Raw genomic sequence first — 19,788 nt, 5'->3', positions numbered from 1 at the left:
TTTACTATCCATAACACCAAACACGTGCCATTTGTTAAGCAATTAACAGTCAAATATTTGTAATTAACATATTTTTTTAAGCTTTTTGATATACCGTGATTTCACGATAATGAATGATATATCGTAATCTAACCGGATTCGCAACGGATGTTTTTTTCATGATCATAGTTTTGAAATAGAATGACTGATACCTAATGAAAGGGTGCGCGGAGGGGCCGCTGTATAAGTATCCCCATAGCTATTTCCAGTAACAGTAGTTGCATATAGCTTATTGGTCAGGTTCATTACATTGAACCAAACTTCCAGTCCCTTTGCGCTGCCGCTGCTGATGCGATAGGCAGTGCGTAAATTAAAAAGATCATAACCACTGTAGGTTTTGGTATTAGCTGCATTTGTAAAGTATTTACCCAAATGTTGCCATTCAACACCAGTTCTGAAGCCAGCGATAAAAGCGGGTTTCCAGGTAATCTCCGAATTAGCAATCCATTTTGGCGCATTGGTCATTTGATGACCGTCATAGCCGATGGATTTTCCGCCACTAATTTCACTGTATTTATTAAAGGTATGGGACGCAAACGTTCCACCGATGCGAAAGGCAAGGCTTTTTACGGAGCCAACCAGTAGGTTATACTCTAAGCCTTTGTGGGTAGTAGCAGCAGCGTTGGCATATTGTGTAGTATTGTCTGCCTGGAGCAAGCTGATGATCTCATCTTTCCCCTGCAGGTAATAAGCAGTTAGCTCAAACCTGATCTTTTGGGAGAACAATGATGTCCAGCCGCCCAGTTCATAATTGTTATAAGTGGCCTGTTTAAGCGGTGTTAATTGCCTGGAATTGTAAAGGGTATTAGTTTCAGGCGGCTGAAAGCCCATACTGAAATTGGCATAAATGCCGCGCCCCTTCTGCAGGTCATAAGTTACGCCAAGCTTGGGCGCCAATACATCATATCGATTATGCTCCTGTTGTTTGTACTTGGTTTTTAAAGGAGGCAGCTGGTTGTCAAAATTGTAAACGAGCAGGTCATAACGCAGTCCGGTAGTAATTTTTATCCGCTTAACCGGCTCTGCCATATACTGTACATAGGATGCGGCATTAAAAAGATGAATCTTATAATTATCAATCAGCGAATCAGTGTTAATATAACCGGTATAATACTGAGCGGTATTATCTTTTTTAATATTCAGGAAGTTAGCATAAAACGAACTTGGGCTATTATCCAGGTAAATGCCTGCGATCAATTGTGAGTGCATAAAATTTAACTTTACGGTATGCTGGGCAAGCAAGCCAAAGCTGTAAAAACTCAGCTCATTTAATTGACCTGTTGACTTTATGTATTGACCCTTATTGTTGCGGACATCAGAAATGTAATAGCTGGGTAATTGCCCGGTGGAATTGTTTCTGTAAAAAAGCGTTAGAAAGGTGTGATTATCATCATTCCAATTATGGTCAAGACGACTGCTGGCCCGGAATGCGTTCACCCTGCGGTAGGCAAAACGCTGATTACTACTGTAAGATCGGTTATAGAAACGTGCACTGTCAAGGTTTCCAGGTGTTTGTGTGTTAAGATAATTATAGGTACCATATACTGTTAGCTTACTGTCGGCCCCCAGCGGATAACTAACTTTAGCAGAAAGCGAATACTTATCAAAATCAGTATAATCCTGCCAGCCTTTTTCCTGGTGTGTGGCATAACCTGCCATATAAAACCCAACTTTTCCTGCCGTGAGGCCTCCCTGAATACCAGCCCGCAGGTAATGGTATTTATCTCCCTGTACATTGATTTGCCCTGCCGGGGTTACGGGCTCTTTTGCCGTATTGAAGTTAACAGCCGCGCCTATTGAGTTACTGCCATATAAAGACGAAGCTGGCCCCTTAATCACCTCAATATCCCGGATACCATCGGTATTGATCTCATATAAAGCGTTATGATTGAATATCCCCGTCGGTCGGATCGGGATACCATCTTCCATGTAAAGGTAGAGCGCGTTGTAAGTAATCGGTTGGCGGATGGCCATGGTATGCTGCTCATTACCGAGGTTCACCATATATACCCCCGCAACTTTATTCAACAATTGATAAGGAGCGGTTGCATGCGCTTCGCGGATAGTATTTGAACTTATCTTGCTGATTGCGGCCGGTATATCCTTGCGGGGCTGCTCCTGGCGGCCCGCCGTTACCACCACCTCCTCCAGGCCGGCAATCACCGGTTTTAGTTGAACTGAGAGCGAGCTATCGCACCTGATACAGCAAGTACCATAACCAGTACAGCTAACCATCAGGGAATCAGCTTTATTTGTATGCGCCAATATAAATTTGCCTGATAAATCCGTTGAGGTACCCAGCTTACTTCCTTTGACACGGATACTGGCACCGACAACGGGTGCCTGGGTTTGGGCGTCGACAACAACACCCCATATTTTTTGCGCTGATGCCTGTAAAGTAAAGGCAATAGCAAAGCAGAACACGATAAAGTATTTCATTTTTAAACATCTTCTTGTTAAACCAAAATTGAATTTGCTCAGGAGAGCATGTAGCGGTAAACTGAAGACGTAGCGGGGGGCCGAAAGATAGCTCCGAGCGGGCGAAGCAGCAGGGCGAAGCTTACCAGGGAGGTAAAAATGGCCAGCAGTTTGATGTGTACAGTAAATTGATTAACGCCGTGATAATAAGCCTCAAAAATGATTTCTTTAGTGGTTCGGTTTTCGTTGCTTTTCTCTTCACTATTAGCCTTTTTAAGCTGTTTGCTCAGGAAACACCTGCCGTTGCAGTGTAGCATGGGCCTTGACTTATTGGCGCAAAGTTTTGCCGCGATATAATCCTGGTTGAGCCGGAACCCCGCATAAAGCCATAGCGAGTTCAGGTTCATAACCAGTACCGAGAACAGGAGTAATATGGCGGTGAAACGGCGGAACATCTTACAGATCTTTTTTGGAGAAAATTTTAAGCGCCAGTAGTACGGGTAAAACAGACCAGATAAATAGCATCGAAACACTGAAGGCAATGCCTGTACCGCTTCCGAAAAACTGTCGGTAAAGCGCGCCGGTGTAACCCATCAGAGCAGAAATATCCAGTTTTAACAAGATCATGATCCTTGCCAGGTCTACGGGATTTAAGGCCGTGAGCACAATCATGGCTTTTTCCAACGGATAATCGCTAAAGGTGAACAGGAACAACAGCACCAAAGCATCATAAATAATGGCCGCATAGAACCAAATCATTAGCGCAAGCCCAATCCCCTTTGATTTATCCCTGGTTTTGGTGGAAGCCCAGAAAGCGAGTGAAGTAAAACTTAAGGTTACCAAACCTCCGGCAACCATTAAGGTGATGCCCGTAGCTGAGAGTGCAAACAAAGCAACCGGCAGGCAAACTCCGAGCACAAAAGCCCCGAGGATAGAGCTGCTGATGCCGAGGTATTCTCCCAATAAAATGTCCCTGCGTTTGATAGGCTGGGAAACAAGCAATTCGGTAAACTCCGCTGCATTGAAATAATAGGTGGTTGCATAGATAATGCTGACCAGCGGCACAATGATCATCACAATGGTTGTAATACTTACCAGTCCTTTAATCACATCGCTGTCTGACAGGAAGATCACTGTACAAATGGTAGCGAGCAACAACGTGTAGGCAATGAGTACCTTACTGCGTATGATGTCGAGAATAATATATTTGGCTATCTTAAACATGTTCTTCAGTTAATAATCGGGTCAATATTTTACCCAGTCTCTGCTCACCTGTCTCCATTTGCAGCGTAGCCAGCGGCTCATAAAATTTGATCTTGCCTTCATAAAGGTACATCACGGTATCGGCCAACTCCTCCGACTCTGAAAGGATATGTGAGGTAATGATCACAAGCCTGTTATTTGCTTTTTCGGCAAGGATCTTTTGTTTTAAAATCTCGGTGGCAAAGGGATCAAGGCCCGCTGTGGGTTCGTCGAGTATCAGCACGTCAGGATTAAACATAAAAGCAAGGGCGGCGCTCACTTTCTGCCTGGTACCTCCGGAAAGTGTCCTCATAGGCTTATGGTACATACTTTTGAGCCGGTAAGCCTCAATCAGGTCTGTATCAGGTATTTTGTTGCAGTTACGAATATCAAGCATCATGTCAAACACCTGGCCAATCTTCATATTGTCCGGGTAACGCCCGATCTGCGGCATATAGCCGATGTATTTTTTGTAATCAAAAGTCTTGTTGACTCTGGCTCCTCGAAACCGGATGTCGCCTTCGTCGGGTATAACCATACCGAGTATACTTTTGATCATGGTTGTTTTTCCGGAGGCGTTTGGCCCCAAAACAGACACAATGTTGCCGCTTTCAAAATGACAACTAATATCTTTTAGCACCTGTAATTTGCCGAATGCCTTTTTAATGTGGCTTAGTTCAATTAACGTGTCCATGGTTTCATTTTAGGGTTTATATCTTTAACAGATTCAGGGGTAAGAGATGGGATAGCCCGTTCAACCTTGTCTAAAAGATTGACCATAAAACTCCGCATCAACATCACGCTTTGCGGAATTTGCTCCATTATCTGCGCATAGAGGCTAACCGGCCGGTAGGGTACATCACCGGTGCCATCTCTATTCAAATCATAACCTTCATACTTGTCCCAGTAGTTCTGATCAAATTTATTAAGGTTGAGCACCCCGTTGGTTGTCACATCAAAAGAGTTCGACTCGAAATTATTCTGCTCAAACGTGCCGTTTTCACAATTAGCCAGTATACGCATAGCCCAACCGTTATTGATAAAGGTATTATTGTTAGCCGTCATGAGGTTGCAACCCTCCATGTAAATACCCGTCGTATTCCTAACGAAACGGTTGCCAACAATTTGGGACCGGGTAATATCTTTCAGCAGCAAACCATAAATAGAGCTTCCCCAGTTTTCAATAAACAAATTATCAAACATTCGTATCCGTTTGGAATACATCACCGCGACACCTGATCCGTTATTGCGAAAAGTGTTTTTTTGATACAGATCATCATCCGAAAACATGAAGTGCAGCCCATACCTAAAGTTCCGTTCACTGGTATTACTGATGATCCTGCTCTTTTTCACAAATTCAAAGTAGATACCGTCGCGGTGGCGGGTAGAATAATTATTCATAATGATAACATCATGACATTGCCAGGCATGAATGCCGTTACCGGCCGTAAGCTCGGTACCAGTGCCACTGGTTGTATTACCAATAACAGACACATGATCGCAATCGGACAGGTAAATCCCAAAAAAGTTATTGATTAACCTGTTATTACTGATTGTAACATTGTGTACCTTATGCAGGCGGATACCGGCATAGTCGCGCATCGAACCGGTTCTAGAGTTTTTGAGCACAAAGCCGCTGAACGTAACACCATTCGCCAGGATAGTCACTACTTCTTCTTTATAATTTGCGTCCAGCACAGGATACCCATCGCCAATGATGGTCAGTCTTTTGTTGATAAGTGTATTGTACGAATAATAATCCCCCTTCTTCACCTTGATCGTATCACCATCGGCAGCCTCAGCAACAGCTGCCTTTAAATCAGGCAGGGCAGTATTCACGGCCACTACAAGTGTACGTGCATGCGAAGCAACAGTTACCGCCACGGCAAAAAGACAAATGAGCAAGATCCTTTTCATGCAATCTTTTATTTAACAAGTTCATTCCAGGTCAGTAGTTTCCCGTTTCCGTTGCCAAGAAAGGTTTTCGCCTCTTGTTCGGAAGCAAGGGCAGCGAGGTTACCGCCCATCGGAGAACTGATCTTTTGGTCATGTATATAGGTGCATTTGCGGGCATCCATAAGTGTACCGCCTGACTTGTAGTTTACAACAAGGTAAGTATCTGCATCGCCAAACTGCCCACGTTTTTCGCTGATGTAACCCAGCATACACTCTGCAGAATCGAACTTATAAATCTTGCCTTTGGAAGTTACGATCTCTGCACCGAACTTACGGTCCATAATTGTCATCATACAGTGTACGCAGGCATCTTTTCCATATTGCAGGGCCTCAGGCTTTTGACTGCAGGCGGTGATCCAAAGTGCCAGCAGCACGATCATTCCTCTCTTTTTCATTTCTTTTACCATTTCTTATTTCGATGTATAATGTAGCGGCGGTAATTATTCCGGCCAGGCCGATCAGCATCCCCCCCGTAGCAGGAAAAGACCCTGCCAGGAAGTTCAGAAGTTGTTTATACCCAATCAGCGGAGGTTGATAATACATGCCTTCAACTTTAATGGCTGCATGAGGATCAAGATTGTGCCCATAGTTGTATTCCCATAGGTAAAAATCAATAAATCCGGCGGCGGCAAAAACGATCATCAGCGCCAGCAAGCCAATCAGCAGTTTTCTGCTGCCTTTTACTGAAGCAATCGACCCGATCAGGATTAGTAACCCGAACACATAGGGGGCAATCTTAAATTCGGCAAAGTTCTGCGGGTCGATATGCTGCATGCCGATATAATGGTTAAGCCCATTGATCTGCAGCACGTTTCCTGTGATACCATTCAGCCATATATCCATACTCAGGCCCTCAGGGTATTGTGGTGCGGACAAGGTAATCTCCCATAAAGGAAGAAAATACGCTGTTAGCAGCAGCACCATGGCTGCAGCTATTGCTATTCTTGAACCGGTTTTCATATTATTGGTATTAATGGGAGGTCACAGGGCCCTCCCGTTGAATAAAAGATCTATTACCTTGCCGCCAGGTTTTCTCCCAGGTGGAAAGTAAGTGGTACGTTTAAGCCTTTAGGCGATACCCTAAAGTAACCAGACATCTCCTGGTGCAATGCAGAGCAGAAGTCGGTACAATAGAATGGGAAAATACCAGTCCGGTCAGGTGTCCATTTCAGTGTGGCGGTCTCGCCTGGCATGATCAATAATTCTGAGTTATTGGAACCTTTGATGGCAAAGCCGTGCGGAACGTCCCAGTCCTGCTCCAGATTGGTCACATGCACATACACATCATCACCCTGATTTATGCCTTCTATATTGTCCGGGGCCAGGTGAGACCGGATAGCAGTCATGTATACATCCACCCGGTTGCCTTTTCTTACTACGCGGGCTTCTTTCTCTGATTTGGCAGCGTATGGATTATCATTCTCTTCCAGTTTAAAAAACTTCACAGAATTTTTCTCTATTTTCTCCGCCGGTATGGTCTGTGCATAGTGCGGCTCACCAATGGTCGGGAAGTCAAGCAATAGTTTCATCTTGTTGCCGGTAATGTCAATCAACTGGGCAGATTGCGTTAGCTCGGGACCGGTGGGCAGATAACGGTCTTTGGTGATCTTGTTCAATGCAATCACATATTTACCATATGGATGCCTGGAATCGCCGCCCGGTACCGAAAGGTGGCCAATAGAATAATAAGTTGGAATACGATCGATGATCTCGCGTGTGTCCACTTTCCATTTTACAATCTCTGAAGACACGAACATGGACGTATAAGCATAACCTTTACCGTCAAATTCGGTATGCAGCGGACCTAAACCCGGCTTTTGCACTTCACCTTCCAATACAGTATTATATTTCAATACCGGAATACCGTCAAAGTCCCCTTCAAATTGTTTTTGGTCAATAGCACCAAGCATCTTCTTAAACGAAAATACAGGAATCACCGCGGCCAGTTTACCGCTGGCTACAAAGTATTCGCCGTTAGGTTCCACGTCAACACCGTGAGGTGATTTCGGGCAGGGAATATAATAGATTAGTCCCGGATAATCTTTTACATCCAGCATGGTCACGTCGTTTTCCATGGCTGAAGTAGCTGAGTGGGTGCGCTCGTTATAGAGGTTATGCGCGTATTTAGCAGGCGCTTTACGCCCCTTGCCCTGGGTCACCAACTCTTCTGCTTTTTTCCAGTTCACCGCCATGATAAAGTCCTTATCGCGTTGACTGGCATTAACTTCAAGCAAGGTATTGGCTTGCTCCGTATTATAACAGGTAAAGAAAATCCAATCATGTGAGGGGCCTTTGCCGGCATGTGCCAGGTCATAGTTAAAGCCAGGAACAATCAATTGAAAGGCAATGTTCATGCGGCCCGTGTTCTTATCTACTTTGATAAAAGTGGCGGCACCTTTGAACTTCTTTTTGAAATCACCTATCGATACATCCTTATCCCCATCAAGCGGTACGCTAAAACGAGTGTTACCTACTATATACTCAGTATTTTCTGTACAAAATGGCGAGGCGTGGTTACCGGCAACGTTTGGTAACTCCAGAATTTCTTCCGTTTTGAAAGTTGCCAGGTTGAGACGGGCAATGCGTGGCGTGTTATTACCGTTGATAAAAAGCCAGCGGCCATCATCTTCGCCATTGGTTTTGGAAAATTCAGGATGGTGCGTGTCGTCCCAGGGCACAAATCCGTGCGAGGTGTTGAGCATTGGTTTGGTCTCTTCTGAGTAGCCATAACCATTTTCCGGGTTCTGGGAAAACACAGGTATCACTTTAAGCAACCTGCCGGAAGGAATGCCATACGCTGCAATTTGGCCGCTGAAGCCACCGGAAGCGAACATGTACAATTCATCATGCTTGCCGGGCGCTACGTATACTTTTTTGGCAGCATCTTCATCGGTGGCCGCCTGCCCCGTTTTACCTGCTTTACAACCGCTGGCAATGGCAATCGCCCCCAGTCCCGCTAACAACAGGGTAGTTTGTGTAATTCGTTTCATGGTTTAAACATATAAAGAGGTTATTGATCGTTTTTTCTCAAATACTCAAGTATCTGTCGGGTTTCATCGTCACTTACATTCTGAAAACTCATCTGAGTCAGATATTTTGCTAAAAGTGCTTTACCCACGGGGTCTTTTTGTTCCATTTCTACCGGATTGGTGATCTGGTTCATGATCCATTCCGGCGTACGGCGTTTGGTTACCCCTTTCAGACCGGGCCCAACCACCTTCTGATCGGTGATCTGGTGACAGGCGGAGCACTTGGCAGTAAAAACTCCTTTGCCTTTGTCGGCCATTGCATTGTCAATTGTACCGATCTCCACGCTTGTGAATTTACCTACGCCCTTGCTGTCACTTTTGGCGGCCGGGTCAACATCTGCTGAAGATGCGGCCGAACTATTTTCGGCATTGGCAGCCGGAGCAGATTCCGTTGCCTGTTTATCACCCCCATTGGAAGGGCCGCAAGCGGCCAAAAGGGCCATACCTCCTATAAAGGCGGCCCGGATAAAGCTGGTTGAAATTTTCATTATTTTCATATTTATAATACTTCGAAATTGCTTTATTAATTTTGACTATTTCATGATTCAAATCATGTTTTTTTAGTGATATATCTCATTTAAATAGCATTTTATATGATATATAATATATCTATATAGCTTCTGCCCCAAAGCACCCCTATAAATAAAGACATTTTTATCTTTTATTATTTTAAACTTGTCCCCTCCTGTTTGTTGAATAATTTTTTTTTATTTTAAAACGAACTTATTTTGCTGGTAATCGCTTACCAGGTCTCGAAGGGATTTTTTGTTAAATTCGAGGAGCAGTTGTGTCCGTACCGTCTTGATTTCGTCATGCACCGGACAAGGCTTCGTGTCGGAACAGCTTTTAAGTCCAAGTATGCAGGCATTGAATAGCCCGTCCCCTTCAATAGCCCGGATAATATCAATCAGGTAAACCTTGGCGTAGTTTTCAATATAAAAACCACCGTGCGGACCTTTGCTGGAGGAAATGACGCGCTTTCGGGATAACCCCTGCAGGATCCTGGCAGTGAAATGGACAGGTGCACCTATCGCTTCAGCGACCTCTGAGATGCCGGTCTTTTCTTTGGTCAAGGTCTTATAACCAACATATACTGCCGCCCTGATGGCATATTCACATGATTTAGATAATAACACTACTATCCTTTCAACTTAAAACCTATAATTGAGAATTATCTTTTAACTGCTGTTCGAGTTGAACCGACTTCGGAAACAAAATATTATTTTCGAGGTGTACATGTGTGTGCAGGTCATTTTCAAACTCCTGCAACTTTTGGAAAAGGATACGATACGAGGTACAGGCATCTTCCGGAAGCGTATAGTTATTTGTCATTTGCCTGATCTCTTCGAGTTCTTCTCCCGCTCCTTCGTGCTCCATCTCCATCATTTGAATGGGATTCATAACCCCTCCAAACGGCGCCGGCAACACAGCGGTACCTAATTCCCGGGCTGTCACCATATCCCTGATATAAGGAAAAAGGATGCGCTCCTCTTTAATCATGTGCATGCTCAGTTCCTGTGCCACCGTAGCGAATACGTTAGCCACCCTAACCAGTTCGGGGTGTTTGTCCCCATGTACACGCGCCACTTTTGTTGCAAGTTCACCAATAAAGGGAATATTGTCACGTACATATTTATGATGGACATTTACTACGTAGTCACTTAAAAAATCAAGAGCCCAGTCCTGAAAATTATGCGCATTTACATATTCTCCGTTATCCGCCGACTGCAGTGCGAGCTTCACTTCTTCAACGGCAAGCCCTTTTTTCACGCAGGCTTCTGTTAATGTTTTTTTGCCGCCGCAGCAGAAATCAATGCCGAGTTTTTTGAAAACCATCGCCTTCCTATAGTCTTTAGCAACAATCTCACCAATTGTCTCTTCCTGGTTATGCGGGTTCTTTTTACCAATCAGAACCCTCCAAACCTCCGGGCCGCTCATCAGATATTCCCAGTTAAAGATCTGTCCGCGCTCTGCCAGCAACTGATAATAAAGCGGTTTGGGGTCATGATCATTGTGAATGATCAATTCCTCACCGCCGGTCAGTTCATCGAATCTCTTAAAAATAGTGGGATGTTTTAGTTTTGGTTCAATGACCGTTACATCCAAAATTTGTGTTTCCATTTGTTATTAATTTAATAGAAGACAAATTTATCCTTTATTATTGTTCTTGTATATTTTAGGCTGTTCTTTTTTCGTAAATGTGATAACAATCAATTTTTAAAGCGCAAAAGTGACCGCGCTCATTAGCTACGGCTGAAACTTTGAAAAGCATTGCCGTAATTTCAGTAAAAAATAGTCATGGCACGTTAACCCGATATTTGAGGCAAATTACCGGGCGTTCAACCGAAGAGAAATCAGATTATGTCCAGGCACTTCCGGATACAGTTGATAAGCTCAGCTTCGTCATATGGTTTAATGAGATAGTTTTGTATTCCCATCACTTTTGCTATGTCCTGGTCCCTCTTTTCGGAAAGTGCAGTGGTAAAGATAAAGGGGATGTTTTTTTTAAGGGAATCCTGTTGAAGCTGATTGAACACATCGTATCCACTAATACCCGGCATAACTACATCCGAAATAATCAAGTCCGGGTGTAAATCAGTTAGGTCCAATCCTGCCTCGCCGCAGTCGGCAACCAGCACTTCAAAACCGTAAAGCTCCAGCAGCTCTGCTGCGTTTTCCCGAATGTCCTGGTTGTCTTCGATTAGGAGAACTTTGTTTTTCATATCCGGCGTGTTAATCCAAAAATAAATATTTGAATCTGATTTTACACGCTAACTGCCTCGCTTTTTTTTGAACTACCTAAAATTAGCAGCCCAAAATAGCCGAGCCCGCATAGCAGCAACAGTATGGATAGCAACAATAATTGGGGCTCGACATCCTGAACTATTATTCCGACAAGTTTTAAGGCGGGTTCAACAAATAATATCACGAGATATGCGAAAGTCAACACTATATAACTTCCGTTTATGATCTGCAATTTTTTTCCGGCGCCGAAAAAGCCGGCTTGCTTAAACTGATCGAGTATGACTGGTGTCACGATGCCCAATGTCAGCAAATGAATATAGCCAATGATGATATTACGGTCACTGAAAGCCCATTTGCCAATGACGGGAATACATACCAGGGTTTGAAAAACGGTTTTTAAGGTGATGGCCAAAAATGCAACTTTTAACAGCAAAGGCAGTTTCAGCAGCCGCGTTTTCCGACCCTGCCATATCATAAACCACGCAGTAAGATTACCCGCAGCCGCAATTCCGGCTATCAGAAAAACCCAACCGGCAGGGTTGCTCCACAAGGTAAAAATTAAATACAGCGGCAGGTTCGACCAGATTAATAGTTGATATACCCAACGCCGCGGATTGGTTGGGCACATATTAAAATAGGTGATTTCAACCAACGCAATGGCCGCCAACTGCATCCAGCCATTCAACTGAAAATGCAGGTAAACATAAATTACATCCTGGTACACTGCCGTGCCTTTTAATCCCATAACCATAAGCGGCCCCAGGGCTAAAGGGCCCAGTGAGGAAAAGCAGAGAAAAAACAAAGCGCCAAGGGTCAATTGGCGCGCGCCTTTTGAAAGTTGCCGTGTTTCCTTTAAACTTTTCAGGAACTGTCGGGTAAAATAATAAGTACTTAAAATAAAAAACGTCGAAAAAATAATAGAGACTGTTTTGTAGCCCTGAAAGGAGAAACTAACCAGCATGCCATAAGCACTTAATAGTGTTACATTAAGGGCATACAGGAACTTCCGGCGTCTTTGAACAGGCGAAACCCGTCCGGCCAATAACATGGCCAATCCAAGAAAAGCCCACCCCGCAAAAGCGAAATGCGAGTGAGCATGCAGTAAAAAAATATAGTTTAAATGAGGCACAAAGGCAATATGCATCAGCCTGAGCAACACGCCAAAAACAGCAAGCACCACAAAGCTGCCTCCTGCCCAATAATGATACCTGCCTTTACTTATCCAGTCCATTATCCCCACAACTGTTTTTTGCCTTCTTCAGTAATATTATCAAAGCCCCATGCTGGCTCCCAGGTGAGTTGCACATCTGTCTTGTAGTCCACAAATCTGGCTTCAAGGCAATTGGCCACCCCCTGCAAAATGGCTTCACCCACCGGGCAACTGGGTGACGATAAGGTCATTACCACCGCCAGCATCCTCACTGTGCTATTTGCCCTGATAGTATAAACAAGTCCCAAATCAATGATATTGACATGAAGTTCAGGGTCAATAATGGATCGTAAGCGCTCCCATGCTTCCATTTCTATGTAGGTATCAGGATCGGTAATGTCAAAGCTATGCATGGCCGGTTGTTTTTTTGTGGGTAAGGACCCTGGTTAAATTTAAAAGATAGCAAAGCGCCGTTAACAGCAGGCAACCTGAGGCAATACGCGCAGGCGCAGCCAGGCCGGATAACGCCATAGTGATCATGGATAATATAAAACCGATAAAGGCGATACCCTGGATGACCAGTAATTTTTGACTGTATAGATCCGAAGGTAAAGGTGTAGGTTCTTTGCCGGTGCCCGGGCCATAAATTTTTAGCCAAACCAGGAAAGGCAAAGTTTTAAACGCCTGCCCCAGGATCAGTAAAGAAAGCCAGCCCATTAGCACCAATAGCCCGTATAGTTTAGTAAGCGCAATGCCTTGTGCGGTATTTTGAACATGCGCGTTAATAATGAGCGGCTGTATCAGCAATGCAGCCAGCAGCAATATAAAAGACAACATAGTGTACATCATGGGCAAATCCAACTTTCTTTTCATTCTTGACCGGTAACATTGGATTAAATAAATGAAATATATGATAAACGCTGCAGCTGGAAGCAGTGCGATGAGATAGGTCCGGTTATTGATACCTTCCAGGTACGTATCGATCACAAATGCAAGCAGGCCGCCATTCAGCAGATAATAAACCCAATCAAGCAGCCGCAAATTCTGTTTGCGGGACACCAGGAACATCGGTACCAATTTACTGCTTACCCCTATCACCAACAATAAAAACCAGCCTCCCATTCCCATATGCGCATGGAGCCTTAAAAACTGAAGGTGATCCTGTGGCAGAAAGGCGTAACGGAGGTTGAACACCAGCAGAACCCCAAGAACACCGGTGGCCAGCAACCAGATACAGGAAGTATTGATCATTTCCTGATGAATGTTCTCCTTTTTGTTCTTTAACCTTTTTCCTGTTAGAAAAATAACAGTGGTAAAGCCAAGCATGCCGGTTAGCAGCAGCAGAGCCCCTCCCTGCATACATAAACCTGGTTCAAAACGCCAGAAAGAGCAAACCAACAGGACAAGCCCGCTCAAAAAAGCGACGAATGATAACCAGGGCAAACGATAGCCTGACAAACCTGTTTCAAGTATGACCGGTACCAGTTGATACGCTGCACCGAAAATAACCATGGTAACCCAGCCCAACGCGGCAAGATGGGTAATGGCTAATAATTTCGGCTGAAAATAGTGCCCGGCAAAGTCTGCCGACGCAAAGAAAAACAAGACGCCGATAAGCACAAAACAAACCGCTGAAGCCAGGTAGTGAGCCCTTACAATAGGGTATAATTCGGGATGCTGTTTAGTGATCATATTCATGGCCTATAGATAAACAGGATAACTGCTTCCGCTGTTTCCATGACGCGAAAGTCAAAACCTCTTTCTTTTAATACCGGGAGCAGATGAACTGGGACTTTTCGATGCCGGACATACAAGGCTTCAGTGGTCTTCAGCGTTTCCAGCTTGTCAAGGATCATAGTCATAGGCTTAGGCATTTGGAAAGGCCTGACATCCATAATGTGCAATTGATAGGCTTTCATAAGTTCCGTGAGCCCATCTGCTTCAACCGATAATTCCGATATATCCATTATAAGCTCATCAGGTTGGGCCTCTTTCTTTAGGAAATAAGTATTCACAAGTTCCGGTCCCGCGATGTCAATAAACGAACGGTATCCCTTATTTTCCAGGAGGTTGATTAACGGCACAGGTTCAAAAGTATTGATCACTTTAAGCACCTCGCCATTTTTAAGCCCGGCCGCCGTAGTAAGGATCATTTTTAAAGGGTCATTTCCTGCCGCCAAAATCGGTCTGACATCGAGGTCGATAATTTTATTAAAAGAAGCAGCAAGCGAAAGCGGTAACCTGTCAACTTCAACAGCTTCGTGCGCCGCTTTAAATCCAAGCGGTTTAAGGACGTCAAAAAATTCATTCAGCGAGCAGCCTGCTATCCTGCAAGCCTGAGCAACGGATACCCGTTTGGCTAAAACCTTTCTGAGCACAGGGTTTTTCAGCCGGTTAAAATTTTTATTGAGTTCGGTAAGTTTTTGGATTATCAGCTCTTCGTTATACTTCAGCAGATCACTTATTAGGCTATTAGCATTCAATACAATGTGTATTTCTGACGGTTCCATTTTTTTATGAGTTGATGGACAAATGTAAATAATAAAAGATAAAATTGTCTTTTATTATTTAGAAAGGTGACGTAAAGATTACGTTTACCCTGCTGCGATATTTTTTGCGTCAGTCACCCATCGATCAAATGGCTGCCAACAATTGGTTTCCTGTTCTCTTTCTGCCGACATTATCTACGCTATTTTTAAAAAGCCCTATCTCCTAAAATAAACTTTTCAAAATGGCCCGGCGCTATGGCAGTTGATCTTCTCCCTGATTGCCTTCTGGTTTCCCTGCAGTTGTTAGTAATTGTGATCATTTTTTAAGCTGATCAACGTCATGTTGAAGTTTAAAGCCATTCTTGATCTTTGTTTTTAAGAAACCGCCGATAAAAAAGCAGAACAGGTTGCACTGTTTAACTGCGCTATTTACTGTACAAAGGGTCTTCTACTTTTACGAGCCCGTATTTAATGGTTTTATGAATATTAACAAAACAACCAGTCACCCATATGAAAACTATAATTGCTGCAACAGACTATTCGCCGGCTGCCGAAAACGCGGTAACCTATGCCGCCGCTTTGGCCAAACATTTCAACTACAGGCTCCTGCTTTTTAATGCCTTCAGCTTGTCCCTGCACGAATCGAATACGCTCCTGCCAGCTTCAACCGTAAGCGACCTGGAGGCAAAAAATCAAGACCGGCTTGCACAACAAGCAGCAATAACCGCATTGGTTCACGACATCACTGTCAGTTGTGAAACCAGTTATACGCCGGTAACAGATGAATTACAAAACCTGGTAAAAAAGCACAATGCTTCGCTGGTAGTGCTTGGCATGGCCCCTGAAAGCCAGGACTGGATTTTGGGCAATACAACTACAACTGCCATCAAAAATTTGGCTTTCCCTGTGCTGGTCGTCCCCATTGGCGCCCGGTTCAAAGGGCTAAGGAAAATCATGCTGGCATGTGATGTGGCTAATGATCAGCCCGTACACTTACTTTCCACGATTCGGAATGAAGTTATTGCTTTCGAATCGCCGGTGGAGGTTTTTTATGTTAATAAAGAAGCAGCTGAAATAAAACCTGTTCAGGGCACAGTACCGCATAATTTCCAGGCAGCTGGTATTGATTGTGTTTATAGAGAAACTAATTCAAATAAAATCGTTGCCGAATTAAAAAAAGAGCTTATTACTTGTGACGCCGAGTTGTTGATCATGATCCCCAAAAAGCACGGCTTCTGGTCTTCACTTCTTCACCGAAGTAAAACCCGCCAAATGGCTACCGGGCTGAACATACCGTTACTTGCTGTTCCGATGAGTTCATGAACTTAAGTAATGATCCCCAGAATTATAAAATATTTGCATGGGATCCAGTTACCGCCCGGTGGTTTCACCGAGCAATTGCCTGCACTGCCGGGCAATTTCCAATTCTTCATTGGTGGGCACCACCAATATTCTGGCACGGGCAGCCGGTGCACTAAGATCACGAATCCCATTGCCTTTTTCTGAATTTTTTGCGTTATCCAGTTTAATGCCTAAAAAATCCATATTCCGGCAAACGAGGTCGCGTGCCAGGGCATCATTTTCACCAACCCCAGCCGTAAACACAATTGCATCAAGCCCGTTCATTGCAGCGGCATAAGCGCCAATAAATTTTTTAATCCGGTAGGCATACATCTCATAAGCAAGCTCCGCCCGGGCGTTCCCATTATTATAAAGCGCGCTGATATCCCGCATATCGTTATGACCGGTAAGCCCCTGCATGCCGCTTTGTTTGTTTAACAAGGTAGTAAGTTGTTCTGTACTGTAATTTTCTTGTTCTGAAAGGTATAATAATACCGAGGCATCAATGCTTCCGCTTCTTGTTCCCATGATCAACCCATCAAGTGGGGTAAGCCCCATACTTGTATCCACGCTCTTTCCGCCGTTAACAGCGGCCATGCTACAGCCATTACCAAGGTGAATGGTAATAAGTTTTGCGTCTGTATGATTAAGATATTTCATTGCTTCACCACTAACGTACTGATGACTTATGCCATGAAAGCCATAAACACGAATGCCATGGTTTTTATAAAAAGAGTCGGGTATAGCATACCTAAAAGCTTTTTCGGGTAGCGATGTATGAAACGCGGTATCAAATACAGCAATCTGCACAGCCTGGGGGAAAATCTTTTCTGACACTTCGATACCCTTTATATGCCCCGGATTATGCAAAGGCGCCAGTGGGTACAGTGCTTTGATCTTGTCTTTTACCCCGGGCGTAATGACTGTGGTACCGGTAAGTTTTTCGCCGCCATGAACTACACGATGACCAACCGCGCCCACTTGTCCCGAATCGCGGATCACCGCGATACCATCCCTGGTGAGCAGTTCGCCCACAGCCTGCATGCCGGCTTCGTGATCGGGTACCTGTTGTTGAATGTACAACACTTTTTCCTCGTCATGCTGCCTGTATTTATGAGTGATCAGCGCATCTGGCTGACCGATGCGTTCAACCAGGCCACTGCAAAGCGGGCTGCTTGAATCCTGAGAAAACAACTGGTATTTGATAGAGCTGCTGCCCGAATTGATAACAAATATTTCCATATGTAAAATTATAGTGAGGCCGGGCTATCCTGACTTTGGATGGCAGTGATAATAACGGTATTAAAAACATCATCAACAGTGCAACCGCGGCTAAGGTCATTAACCGGTTTATTCAACCCCTGCAGCATCGGCCCAATGGCCAGGGCTCCCGTTTCCCGCTGTACCGCTTTATAAGTGTTATTCCCGGTATTCAGATCAGGGAAAATCAATACGCTTGCCTTGCCTGCAACTTCCGAACCGGGCATTTTCTGGCTGCCAACTACCGGATCTACAGCGGCATCATATTGTATAGGCCCTTCTACTTTAATATCGGGCCGTCTATCACGCACCAATTGGGTAGCTCGCCTAACCTTTTCCACATCGGCCCCTGAACCTGATGTGCCCGATGAATATGAAAGCATTGCAACACGCGGTTCAATGCCAAAACGCAGGCTGTTATCTGCCGACGAGATAGCTATCTCGGCCAGTTCTTCGGCAGTAGGGTCGGGATTTACCGCGCAATCGCCAAATACAGAAACACGGTCGGCCAGGCACATAAAAAAAACAGATGACACCGTAGAGATGCCGGGCTTTGTTTTGATAAACTGCAGAGCGGGGCGTATGGTATGCTGAGTGGTATGAACGGCCCCGGAAACCATTCCGTCGGCATGCCCTTTATAAACCATCATCGTTCCAAAATAAGATACATCCGTCATGAGGTCCCTCGCCATTTCGAGGGTTACGTTTTTACTTTTACGCAGCTCATACAGTGTTTGAACATAATCTTCGTAATGAGGCGAACTGGCCGGGGGTATAACGGTTACCTTATTGAGATCAAGGTCAATGCCCAACCGTTTCACCGAAGCGGCTATTTCTGCAGGATCGCCAAGCAGGATAATGTTAACCAACTGCTGTGCAATCAGCCTTGCGCTCGCCTGCAGGATGCGGTCGTCATTCCCTTCGGGCAGTACAATAGTTTTGCGCTGCCGCTTAGCCCATTGGGTGAGCTGGTATTGAAACATGTGCGGCGTCATCACATTGGAATGATATGTTACCAGCATTTTATCAAGGGCGGCGATATCTATATAACGGTTAAATGTTTCTATAGCAAGCCGTATTTTTTTAGTATTATCCGCTGTAATACGGGCTTTAACCGCTGCCACCTGGTTAGTTGTTTCAAAAGTGCCTGACCCGACAGCGAGGATAGGGACAACGTTCTGCAATCCTTCAATCAACCTCATCACCGGTTCTTCCGGAATTGCGCCTGCCGTAAGTATAATGCCGGCCACGCGGGGATAACTGGCAGATTGATTGGCTTGCAACGAGCTGATGACAATATCTCCCCTGTCGCCAGGTGTAACGATCAAAACATTCTCCTTCAGATAATTCAAAAAATTGGGCACCTGCATGGCGCCGGTCACAAAGTTATCAACCTGGTTTCCGAGGTGTTCACTACCAAACAGCAACCTGCCGTCCAACTTTTCAAAAATATCGTGAACAGTTGGGTTTTCCAGGCCCGGATCAGCGGGTATAACCGCGATAAGTATATTTTCAGACAATTGCGCACGCAGCAATTGTTGTACATCTGCAGCCTGATCGGCCTGTACCCTGTTGACAACAACCGCTAATACCTGAATATCCTGCGCCTGGTAAGCCTGCTTGAAATTCAGCGCATCCTGAACAATTCCGGCAGTGGTTTTCCCCACGCCCGATACAAGGAGTAAGACGGGGGAGTTCAGATTTTTGGCGATGAGCCGGTTAGTTTCAAACTCAAATGCCGTTCCCTGCCCTTCAAAATCACTCCCTTCAACTACAGTAAAATCGCACGTCGCTTCTAAGGCCTTAAACCGTGCGATAATCGCGTCGATCATGTCGCCCTGGTGCTGATCTTTGATCTGCTGCATAGCCCCCTGCCGGGTAAATACATAGGTATCCCGATAAGTTTGCGGTAGTTGAAAATGTGCCAAAACCGTTTCAATATGGGTATCTGGCTGCTCTTCCGGGCCAAACGGTATAATGGGTTTCAAATAACCTATCTTTTGTGCCCGGCCAAGCAGCATAGCCACCAGGCCCAATACAATAACTGATTTGCCGCTATAGGGTTCGGCCGAAGTGATATAAATACTTTTTGTCAAAACCTTTATAAATTAAGTTTTCT

19 protein-coding genes are annotated in these 19,788 nt (G+C 44.7%); 1 reads left to right on the top strand and 18 read right to left on the bottom strand.

From position 1 onward, the window contains the following. Positions 1-162: 162 nt before the first annotated feature. From FHW88_RS07740 to FHW88_RS07665, 16 genes are all read right to left on the bottom strand, one after another. Positions 163-2,478: a TonB-dependent receptor domain-containing protein gene (locus FHW88_RS07740; RefSeq protein WP_176624386.1), complete on the bottom strand. Its 2,316-nt coding sequence runs from the start codon at positions 2,476-2,478 to the stop codon at positions 163-165. A 38-nt stretch (positions 2,479-2,516) separates the two neighbouring features. Next, a complete protein-coding gene (locus tag FHW88_RS07735) occupies positions 2,517-2,912 on the bottom strand; it encodes a hypothetical protein (protein WP_176624384.1) in 396 nt (131 codons plus the stop codon). 1 nt (position 2,913) lies between these two features. Beyond that, on the bottom strand, positions 2,914-3,681 hold the full coding sequence (locus tag FHW88_RS07730) for an ABC transporter permease subunit (protein ID WP_090525226.1): 768 nt from the start codon (positions 3,679-3,681) through the stop codon (positions 2,914-2,916). Then, entirely contained in the window at positions 3,674-4,393 is a 720-nt protein-coding gene (locus tag FHW88_RS07725) for an ABC transporter ATP-binding protein (RefSeq protein WP_176624382.1), read from the bottom strand. Before FHW88_RS07725 ends, FHW88_RS07730 begins: the two co-directional genes overlap by 8 nt. Beyond that, entirely contained in the window at positions 4,381-5,616 is a 1,236-nt protein-coding gene (locus tag FHW88_RS07720) for a nitrous oxide reductase family maturation protein NosD (protein ID WP_176624380.1), read from the bottom strand. Before FHW88_RS07720 ends, FHW88_RS07725 begins: the two co-directional genes overlap by 13 nt. An 8-nt stretch (positions 5,617-5,624) precedes the next feature. After that, positions 5,625-6,050, bottom strand: a complete 426-nt coding sequence (locus FHW88_RS07715; protein WP_176624378.1) for a nitrous oxide reductase accessory protein NosL — start codon at positions 6,048-6,050, stop codon at positions 5,625-5,627. Next, positions 5,986-6,615 (bottom strand): hypothetical protein, encoded by a 630-nt coding sequence (locus FHW88_RS07710; RefSeq protein ID WP_217633107.1) that lies wholly within the window; start codon positions 6,613-6,615, stop codon positions 5,986-5,988. The genes FHW88_RS07715 and FHW88_RS07710 overlap by 65 nt, the downstream gene beginning before the upstream one ends. Positions 6,616-6,668: 53 nt before the next feature. Beyond that, positions 6,669-8,645, bottom strand: coding sequence for a Sec-dependent nitrous-oxide reductase (gene nosZ, locus FHW88_RS07705; protein WP_176624376.1), 1,977 nt, complete (start codon positions 8,643-8,645; stop codon positions 6,669-6,671). Positions 8,646-8,665: 20 nt separating this feature from the next. Continuing rightward, positions 8,666-9,172 (bottom strand): c-type cytochrome, encoded by a 507-nt coding sequence (locus FHW88_RS07700; RefSeq protein ID WP_229701493.1) that lies wholly within the window; start codon positions 9,170-9,172, stop codon positions 8,666-8,668. Positions 9,173-9,391: 219 nt separating this feature from the next. Beyond that, entirely contained in the window at positions 9,392-9,820 is a 429-nt protein-coding gene (locus FHW88_RS07695; RefSeq protein WP_176624374.1) for an RrF2 family transcriptional regulator, read from the bottom strand. A 22-nt stretch (positions 9,821-9,842) separates the two neighbouring features. Further along, positions 9,843-10,805: an iron-sulfur cluster repair di-iron protein gene (gene ric / locus FHW88_RS07690; protein ID WP_090525215.1), complete on the bottom strand. Its 963-nt coding sequence runs from the start codon at positions 10,803-10,805 to the stop codon at positions 9,843-9,845. Positions 10,806-11,038: 233 nt separating this feature from the next. Next, on the bottom strand, positions 11,039-11,407 hold the full coding sequence (locus FHW88_RS07685) for a response regulator (RefSeq protein ID WP_090525213.1): 369 nt from the start codon (positions 11,405-11,407) through the stop codon (positions 11,039-11,041). A 41-nt stretch (positions 11,408-11,448) separates the two neighbouring features. Then, the gene (locus tag FHW88_RS07680; protein WP_176624372.1) at positions 11,449-12,660 is read right to left on the bottom strand and encodes a hypothetical protein; all 1,212 of its coding nucleotides are present in this window, start codon (positions 12,658-12,660) and stop codon (positions 11,449-11,451) included. Beyond that, positions 12,660-12,992, bottom strand: coding sequence for a metal-sulfur cluster assembly factor (locus tag FHW88_RS07675; RefSeq protein WP_218117141.1), 333 nt, complete (start codon positions 12,990-12,992; stop codon positions 12,660-12,662). Before FHW88_RS07675 ends, FHW88_RS07680 begins: the two co-directional genes overlap by 1 nt. Next, the gene (locus tag FHW88_RS07670; RefSeq protein WP_176624370.1) at positions 12,985-14,271 is read right to left on the bottom strand and encodes a hypothetical protein; all 1,287 of its coding nucleotides are present in this window, start codon (positions 14,269-14,271) and stop codon (positions 12,985-12,987) included. The genes FHW88_RS07675 and FHW88_RS07670 overlap by 8 nt, the downstream gene beginning before the upstream one ends. Positions 14,272-14,273: 2 nt before the next feature. Beyond that, positions 14,274-15,089 (bottom strand): DUF2249 domain-containing protein, encoded by an 816-nt coding sequence (locus tag FHW88_RS07665; RefSeq protein ID WP_090525207.1) that lies wholly within the window; start codon positions 15,087-15,089, stop codon positions 14,274-14,276. A 489-nt stretch (positions 15,090-15,578) separates the two neighbouring features. Between FHW88_RS07665 and FHW88_RS07660 the strand changes: the two genes are divergently transcribed. Continuing rightward, a complete protein-coding gene (locus FHW88_RS07660; protein ID WP_176624368.1) occupies positions 15,579-16,391 on the top strand; it encodes a universal stress protein in 813 nt (270 codons plus the stop codon). Positions 16,392-16,439: 48 nt separating this feature from the next. Here FHW88_RS07660 and FHW88_RS07655 read toward each other — a convergent pair whose 3' ends face one another. Continuing rightward, a complete protein-coding gene (locus FHW88_RS07655) occupies positions 16,440-17,651 on the bottom strand; it encodes an acetate/propionate family kinase (RefSeq protein ID WP_176624367.1) in 1,212 nt (403 codons plus the stop codon). Positions 17,652-17,659: 8 nt separating this feature from the next. Next, complete coding sequence (gene pta / locus FHW88_RS07650; RefSeq protein ID WP_176624365.1) at positions 17,660-19,765, bottom strand: phosphate acetyltransferase; 2,106 nt, start codon at positions 19,763-19,765, stop codon at positions 17,660-17,662. Positions 19,766-19,788 lie beyond the last annotated feature (23 nt).

The sequence above is a fragment of the Mucilaginibacter sp. SG538B genome, from assembly GCF_013376065.1.
Taxonomy (GTDB): domain Bacteria; phylum Bacteroidota; class Bacteroidia; order Sphingobacteriales; family Sphingobacteriaceae; genus Mucilaginibacter; species Mucilaginibacter rubeus.
Note: the sequence above shows the minus strand (reverse complement) of the source record. Positions and strands in the feature narration are given on the sequence as shown.